The organism is Deinococcus wulumuqiensis R12, from assembly GCF_011067105.1.
GTDB lineage: Bacteria > Deinococcota > Deinococci > Deinococcales > Deinococcaceae > Deinococcus > Deinococcus wulumuqiensis.
The window spans coordinates 155796-162500 of the sequence record NZ_CP049359.1 but is presented as its reverse complement, the minus strand read 5'-3'; the positions used below and the strand labels follow the sequence as shown (position 1 = coordinate 162500).

The 6705-nt window shown below is 58.7% G+C and carries 6 protein-coding genes (1 of these 6 cut by a window edge); 2 read left to right on the top strand and 4 right to left on the bottom strand.

Going from position 1 to position 6705, the window contains the following annotated elements:
* Nucleotides 1–1844 carry the 5' portion of an AfsR/SARP family transcriptional regulator gene (locus G6R31_RS15975; protein WP_017871809.1) on the bottom strand. 70 nt of this gene lie to the left of the window's left edge, so only the first 1844 of its 1914 coding nucleotides appear in the window; it begins with the start codon at nt 1842–1844; its stop codon lies off the left edge, out of view.
* A gap of 414 nt (nt 1845–2258) precedes the next feature.
* On the opposite strand from G6R31_RS15975, the gene G6R31_RS15970 reads away from it, so the two are divergent.
* Together G6R31_RS15970 and G6R31_RS15965 are read left to right on the top strand one after the other, a co-directional pair.
* On the top strand, nt 2259–3404 hold the full coding sequence (locus G6R31_RS15970) for a hypothetical protein (RefSeq protein WP_152423813.1): 1146 nt from the start codon (nt 2259–2261) through the stop codon (nt 3402–3404).
* Between the two features lie 239 nt (nt 3405–3643).
* Entirely contained in the window at nt 3644–4177 is a 534-nt protein-coding gene (locus tag G6R31_RS15965; RefSeq protein WP_152423812.1) for a hypothetical protein, read from the top strand.
* Nucleotides 4178–4595: 418 nt separating this feature from the next.
* Here G6R31_RS15965 and G6R31_RS15960 read toward each other — a convergent pair whose 3' ends face one another.
* The 3 genes from G6R31_RS15960 to G6R31_RS15950 all read right to left on the bottom strand — a co-directional run bounded on the left by G6R31_RS15960 (nt 4596) and on the right by G6R31_RS15950 (nt 6581).
* Complete coding sequence (locus G6R31_RS15960; protein ID WP_152423811.1) at nt 4596–5003, bottom strand: hypothetical protein; 408 nt, start codon at nt 5001–5003, stop codon at nt 4596–4598.
* Between the two features lie 83 nt (nt 5004–5086).
* A complete protein-coding gene (locus G6R31_RS15955; RefSeq protein WP_152423810.1) occupies nt 5087–5488 on the bottom strand; it encodes a hypothetical protein in 402 nt (133 codons plus the stop codon).
* A gap of 46 nt (nt 5489–5534) precedes the next feature.
* Nucleotides 5535–6581, bottom strand: a complete 1047-nt coding sequence (locus G6R31_RS15950; protein WP_081608338.1) for a M12 family metallopeptidase — start codon at nt 6579–6581, stop codon at nt 5535–5537.
* Nucleotides 6582–6705 lie beyond the last annotated feature (124 nt).

Sequence of the window (6705 nt, the reverse complement as noted above, 5' to 3'; positions counted from 1 at the left end):
CGGCGGAAGGTCTCGGCGCTAGTGAGGTACGACTGGTAGGCGGCGGCGCGGCCACGCGTTTCCAGGGTGGCCTGGATCAGGAACTCGTGCAGGGCCTCGTCCAGGGGGTCGAGCGGCAGCAGCCGCTCGGCCAGGCTCACGCACTTCTCGAACTGGCCCGTGCGGTACCAGCCATCCATCGTCTCCAACGCCACCTGCGTCACCCACCTTCGCAACCGTTCACGCTCCTCCGTCGCCCAGACGCTGTCTGCGTCCTTCAAAAAGTCCAACTCGTACCGCTCCAGAATCTTCAGGAGAGAATCCTGCGGTCGGGCCAGCTCCGCCGTCAATAGTTGAACATCCCACGTTAAACGTGCGCCCTCAGAGCGTACCGCATAGGTTCCACGCACTTCATCAAAAGGGACGCTCAGCCCCGGAATTCGTTCCTTGATGTGCAGTCGGATCTGGTGGAAGTAGCCCTTGGCCTGCGCGGGCCTCACATCGGGGAAGAGGTCACGTTGCACCTCCGCCAGGCTCGCTCCCCCACTCTTCAGCAGGTAGGCCAACACCTCCACCACCCGTTTCAGCCGCAGACGAATGCTCTGCCCATTGATCAGCACCTCCGCGCCACCAAGGGTCTTGAGGTTCACCTGTCGGAGGTTCTGAACGTCCTCCTTCAGCAGGTGGAGGCGCTCATAGGCTCTTGGCGGAAGACTCTCCAGTCGTGCGGTGACACGGGGCGTCAGGCGAAGTTCGGCTACCAATGTCGGCGGCGTCTCGAAGGCGGCCACCAGATCGGCAGCTTCGCTGAGCGAAGCTGCACAGGCTTCCCCCTGTCCAAACCGCTCCTGCGCCTCAGCCAGGTGAAGCTGTGACCAGAGGGCCTCCCGCCTCAGCTCCCGATCCTGAAAGAAGCTCACCGCCTCCTCCAACAGGCCCAACCCTCCCCGATCCCCCTGGGAGGCCCACCAACTTCCCTCCCGCCACTTCAGGAAGGCCTCGTCACGTGGTGCCCTGACCAGCCGCCTGGCTCGGACGAGCGCAGTTCGAGCCATCGCCTCATCCTCGCGTTCGGTGGCCAGAGCGAGCAGTCCGAGTTGGGCATGCAGTTCGGTACTGGGGCGCATCTCGGTCCGGGCCAACGACACGGCCCGCTGGAATGCAGAGAGCGCCTGCTCATCCGCTCCCTCAATCCGGAAAAGCTGCCCCTCATGATAGGCCAGCACGGCTTCCAGCATGGGGTCATGCGCGCTGGCCTTCCGCACAGTATCGAGCAGTGCGCGCGCCTGAGAACCTCCCCCCTGGTACACCGCACAGGCGGCGAGTGTGGCAAGGGCATAAGTCCGCCGTACGGAGTGCCCGTGTTCTGCGGCAAACTCCAAGTAAGCCGAGACCCGGTGGTCCTCCCCGAAGCGGGTCAGGTGCATGCCGTAGGCATGCGCCACCGAGGCCTGCATAGCCAGTGGGGCATCACTGGCAGTCACCCAGGCCTGCTCGAAGAACCCCAGCACCGTTGGCATCCCCTCCCCCAGCTCATGGCCCACAATGGCCCGTTCGCGGTACCACAGGGCCTGGTCCAACAAGGGCAGCAGAGGCAGGGCCTCCTGAACGAGCGCGAGAGAAGTCAGGGCCTGGGCAAATTCACCTGCGGCCCGGTGCAGGCTGGCGAGGTCGATGCGGGCGGCAGGACAGCCTCGCTGAGCGGCCTGCTCGAGCTGCTGCTGGGCCTGCACGACCTGGCCCTGCTGAGCAGCACAGACCCCGGCCCAGCGGAGGTCTTCTGCCTTCGGCTCGGTGAGCCGGTCGTACTGCTCCAGGCCCCGCCCGTACTCCCCGGCCAGCACCGCCTCCCTCACTGTGGTCATACAAATATGATAACCGTCCTGCCGAACCGCTTCCTGCGGTGCGGATATAAGGCCATAGGCTGGGCAGAATAGGTACAAATGCGGGTTTGCAGCCTACCGCATAAGTCTGCAATACGGCTGCAAACCGGGGGTTGGGTAACGTCAGGTCATTCAAGGAGGTGATGAATGAACCGGTAGCCGCTTGCCCTTGGCGTACTGATTTGCTTTGGAGTTGCCCATGCCGAGCTGGAATGCGGCGCTGGCCCCAGCTTGCCGAATATAGCTAGGTTGGGGTATCCCACGCCCACGCAGCCCTGTCTCACTCAGACGGCAGCCCAGGAAGATCGTCGCCAAGCTCGCGGATGACCTTTTCTGTACCCGCTCGCTACTTATGCCTGCTGTCAGACCCAACACCCCTTACTCAACTCTAAGGAGATGATTGTTGTGCGTCATGCTCAGTTCGCTTCCGCTGCCCTTACCCTTGCCGTTCTGCTAGCCTCTTGCGGTCAGCAACCCACGGTGTCACCCTCAACATCGTCATCACAAAACAGCGGCCAGACCAACCTTTCCACGCAATCTGCCGCTGAAAAGTTCAGGCAGTTTCGCGCCAAGGTTTATGAGGAGAAGAACCCTGTTCTTCTTGCCAAGATTCAGAAACTTCCGGAGAGGATGCGGAAGAACGTCATCTTTATTGATGGCGAGAGGATGTACTCCAACAACAGCCAACTGTTGAAGGAAATGCAACAGTTCAAACAGCTTGAAGGGGAGCGCTGGGTGGACGAGCAAGGACAGTCTACCCAGATGCCCGCTTTTGCCCCCACGCCTGCCAGCTTGAGCGGTTCTGGCACCTTGGGCGCTCAGGCGACCAATGTCCGATGCAAAACGGACAACTCCGGTCCCTTCTCCCGCGTCTTGGCATACCCCGGATATTCGTGGTTCATTGGTGACGTGACGCTGCCTGACAGCTACAATGCGCAGCAAGCCACAGGCGACAGCGTTCACCTCTATACGGGCGGTTGGAGTACCTCGGCGGCTGTTGACGGCGGGTATCAACGGAATGCAGATGGGCGCTATCAGGCCATCTTGAGGGCAACGTACACAGGCTATAGCGGCTACGCAGCGGCCACGCCTCATCATTTCCGGGCCGGTCGTGGGAATCTGGAGTTCTTCACTTGGACTGATGGGTCGGTGTGGCTGCATGCTTACGGCTACTGGGAAGAACGCGGGATCTATGACACGGTGACCATTGGGTTTAGCAGTGTGCCGGGTTTCAACGCGGAAGGCAACGGTGTCCAACTCAAGTTCACGACGAGCATTGCGCAACCCGCCAACACGGAGCCCACCCGCTTCACGAACGGGTCGTACGTCTATTCACAGTGGAGCAACCTGTACCTGGGCGACTACAATCCCAGCAACGGGTACTGGAATCAACACCAGTGGACGCGGACTTCGTACGACACGGAGGAAGTATGCAGCAACCCCAGTCCGCAAACCTACCCCTACGACTCCCGGTACTGGAACAGGGTCTCCAGCGCCTGGGCCAGCGACACAGCGTACAACATCAACATCAATCTGCGCTGATACAGTGGGGCAAGAGGGTCCTCTACCCTTCTTGGCGGCGTTCGGCGCTCCTGGCACTCTGTGCAGGCACCCTGGTACCCGCACAGGCAGGGGGTGGTGCTGAAGGGAATCGCGGCACCGTGACAGTGAGTGCCCAAGCAGGCCGGGTGGTAGCACGGGAGCAGGTGGGTAACAGGGTGTTGTGGTCAGTGCCAGTGCCTTCCAATAGGACGGTTCACACAGCCATCAGGGACCACACGGTGCTCATCGTCACGGCCCAAAACCGCCCCTGGGATGCCACAGCAGCAACGTACGATCTCCGCAGCGGAAAGCGGTGGTGGACGCAGGCACTTGGTGGTCTGTTCACACGACTGTATGTCAAGAACGACACCTTCTTTATCGAGTACATCAGCACGGGTGGAGAGAGTCGAACAAACACCATCATACAACGAGAGAAGGCGAGCCGGCCTCTTGCTGAGGTGCCAGGGAGGATGCTCACGCAGAATGCCAATGCATTGTTATTTAGTTACGAAGGGCCGGTTAATCCATACGAGGCCGTGACACTGAATTACTTCCGGTACAATCTGGAGAAGCATCAACTGGTTCCCCTGAATTACAGGGTACCTCAACGCCCTAACTGTGGTGAGCTGCAAAAAGACACTACCAAGGTTACCGACCGCGTGACCAACCAGTATGTTTACGCAATGCGGAGCGACCTGTGCGGAACATTTGTTGCTCGGTTTGATTGGACGAAGCCAGCCGACACGCCTCCGGTAATCGAGCAAATCCCTTAACCCAGACTCCTGGCGCAGGGCGTCCCCATAAACGAGGGACGCCCATCATCACCCCCTTCCCTTAATGGGATTACTACAAGGCTCGATATCGTTGGCAGGCTCAGGAGTAGGCGATATTAGGCTAAGCCGATAGTTCAGTGCATATCTGATGCGCCTGCTTTCGTCTTCACCAATGGTGTTGCGATTTGCATGAAATCACAATCTAAGCTGGAAAGGTGTATGAGTATGCGGTTGTCATCTTGGGATTCCGATGCTCGTCACGCTTAGAGATGCTCCAGACTTCACGGACGGTCTCCCATCAGCTACTTAGTATGCGTTGTGTAGCAAGGGCCGCTCATGGCGGGAGTAGAAGTGCCGTGTCTATTCGGAGCTATGTCACTTCCACTCCCATAGTTGTAGGTTTAATCAGCTTGGTAATCTATTCAGCCTGGATTATGGGAAATACGCCACTAACGGTGGCCGTCTTGGTAAAAGCATCGGCGGCGGTGCTGCCCTCACTCGATCCGATATATACGTTCAGAGTGTTCGGCTTTACATTCACTTGTGAACGCCCCATCTCTGTCAGCACTCCGTTCTTCATCGCTAGACAATAAGCCGTAATCGTGGTCGGCCCTGGATTCGGATGACTGGTGAATACTCTCCGTGTCTCAGATTGGTCGAGCGTCGTATCAATGTTGCCGACCACAAGCCGAAGTGCAGTGCAGTCAGTGGTGAACGGCGAGGTGAGGCCCGGCATAGCCTGTGCGGTGTAACCTCGTACAGTCGAGTTCAGACAGGCGGTCAGCAGACTCACCAGCGGTAAGAGCAACCAAGCGTTCTTCATCATGTTCTCCCGGTTCGCAGAGTGACGTCTGGTCTGTATCTACGCCGTTATAGGTTCAATAGTAAACCGAGTAGACGCCCGAGGATTCAAGGTTGTCCGATGCGGAACTTGACCACATCGCTGGTCAGCGTTTTCTCCACGCCTTTGGATGTCCAGCGGATTCTGGCCTTGAGGTTATAGTCCGTGTCCTTCCGAAGCTCGATCTGCTTCTGGAATCTATAATCCCACGGGTTCTGCACGTCCGGTGCCAGAGGCTCGCGCTCGCTGGTGCTCCCCAGGACTGTACTGTCGTCCAGGAACTCCACCGTCGCGGGAACGCCCCCCATCGGGCCATAGTCCACGAGCGCGGTCATGTTCACGGTCGTCGAGCCAGCACTGGGCTGGGCAACCTGGAGTGAGATTCGGAACGGCTCGCCGACAGGATCGGTGATCGGCTGGTTGCAACTCGTGACCAACACAAGGGCAGAGCCTAAAAGAAGTCGCTTCATGGGTACCTCGGAAAAGCTGGAGCAGGACGAGCTTGGGCGGAAACCATCAAGGCCGGGGGTTCGAGGGGCTGAGGTAGATGCCGTTGATAGTCTTGATATCGCCCGCGCTCAGCTTGGACTTCCGAGGCAGGTATTCAGAGAATGTTCCCACATATGGTCCTTTCGGCGTGATGCCGTAGACATGTGGGGATTCATAGAGCATGATCGAATCATAGTCGAAGTTCTCGTAGTACCGGAAGTCTTCCCCGCACTTCTTCGCGGTATTGGCGGTGACTGTCACATAGTTGTCGCGGTCACACCGGTCCTGCTCGTGGGGCAGTCCAACGACGTGGCCCATTTCATGCTGCATGGTGCCTGTCCATGCATTCTCGCAGCCATAGCCAACATTGATGTTAATGTAGTTAGGGCCAGTAAAGGCCACTCTGCCTTGGTAACCCACGTATGCCTGCCCACAGTATTCCGTCACATTGACAGGATTCACGCTCACCATGTTGCCGTTAGGTGTGAATGACCTGTACCACTTGATGGCGGTGTTGGAGGCGTTCCACTCGGCAACCTGCTGTTCCAGTTGGTTGATCTGGCTTTCCGTGAAGCCGGGCGCATAGTAGTAGTCCACCCGCTTGCCAGCCCACATGTAGGCGGTGGTTCGGATCGCGCAGAACAGCGTACGCACAGAGCAGCCGTCCGGATTCAGGCCGATACTCTGTGTACTGATGGGCGTCTTGCCGGAAATGAAGTCTTCTACGTACTGGACATACTCCGGCATATTCTTGCTGGGCGCGATGACTTCATCGCCGTAGGCGGCGTACCCGCGCAAGTTCCTGTACAGCAGGGTTTCCCCATTGGAGAAGGTGTGTTCGACCCACCCCTCCGCCGTGAGCTTCTCGGCGAGGTCCGATGAGAGTTGCCGCAATCCAGCAGTGCTTGTTTTGGTTACGGGCATGCCTTTTGGACTCAGCATCACGCTTGCATCCGGCAAGGTGCCGTTGGAAGGCCCGGCCGCAGCGGGAGTGGAAACTCCCGCTTGATTACAAGAAGCCAGCAAGAGCGCCAAGGCCACCGGAATGGAACGGAGCAGGTTACGGTTCTTCATGTGTCCCCCTGGATTTGCCGGAGCCACGTAAGAGCCTCCGCACCCGGTGGATGACCGTGAGTGGCGTAGACCGATGCTCGTGTCCGACTGCTGTGTAACGTAGCTAGGGGGCGGTTTGCACCCG

Bases quoted from the DNA above. Each gene is read 5' to 3' on its own strand.
- G6R31_RS15970 (WP_152423813.1), top strand. From the start codon at position 2,259: ATGATTGTTGTGCGTCATGCTCAGTTCGCTTCCGCTGCCCTTACCCTT.
- G6R31_RS15960 (WP_152423811.1), bottom strand. From the start codon at position 5,003: ATGATGAAGAACGCTTGGTTGCTCTTACCGCTGGTGAGTCTGCTGACC.
- G6R31_RS15955 (WP_152423810.1), bottom strand. From the start codon at position 5,488: ATGAAGCGACTTCTTTTAGGCTCTGCCCTTGTGTTGGTCACGAGTTGC.
- G6R31_RS15950 (WP_081608338.1), bottom strand. From the start codon at position 6,581: ATGAAGAACCGTAACCTGCTCCGTTCCATTCCGGTGGCCTTGGCGCTC.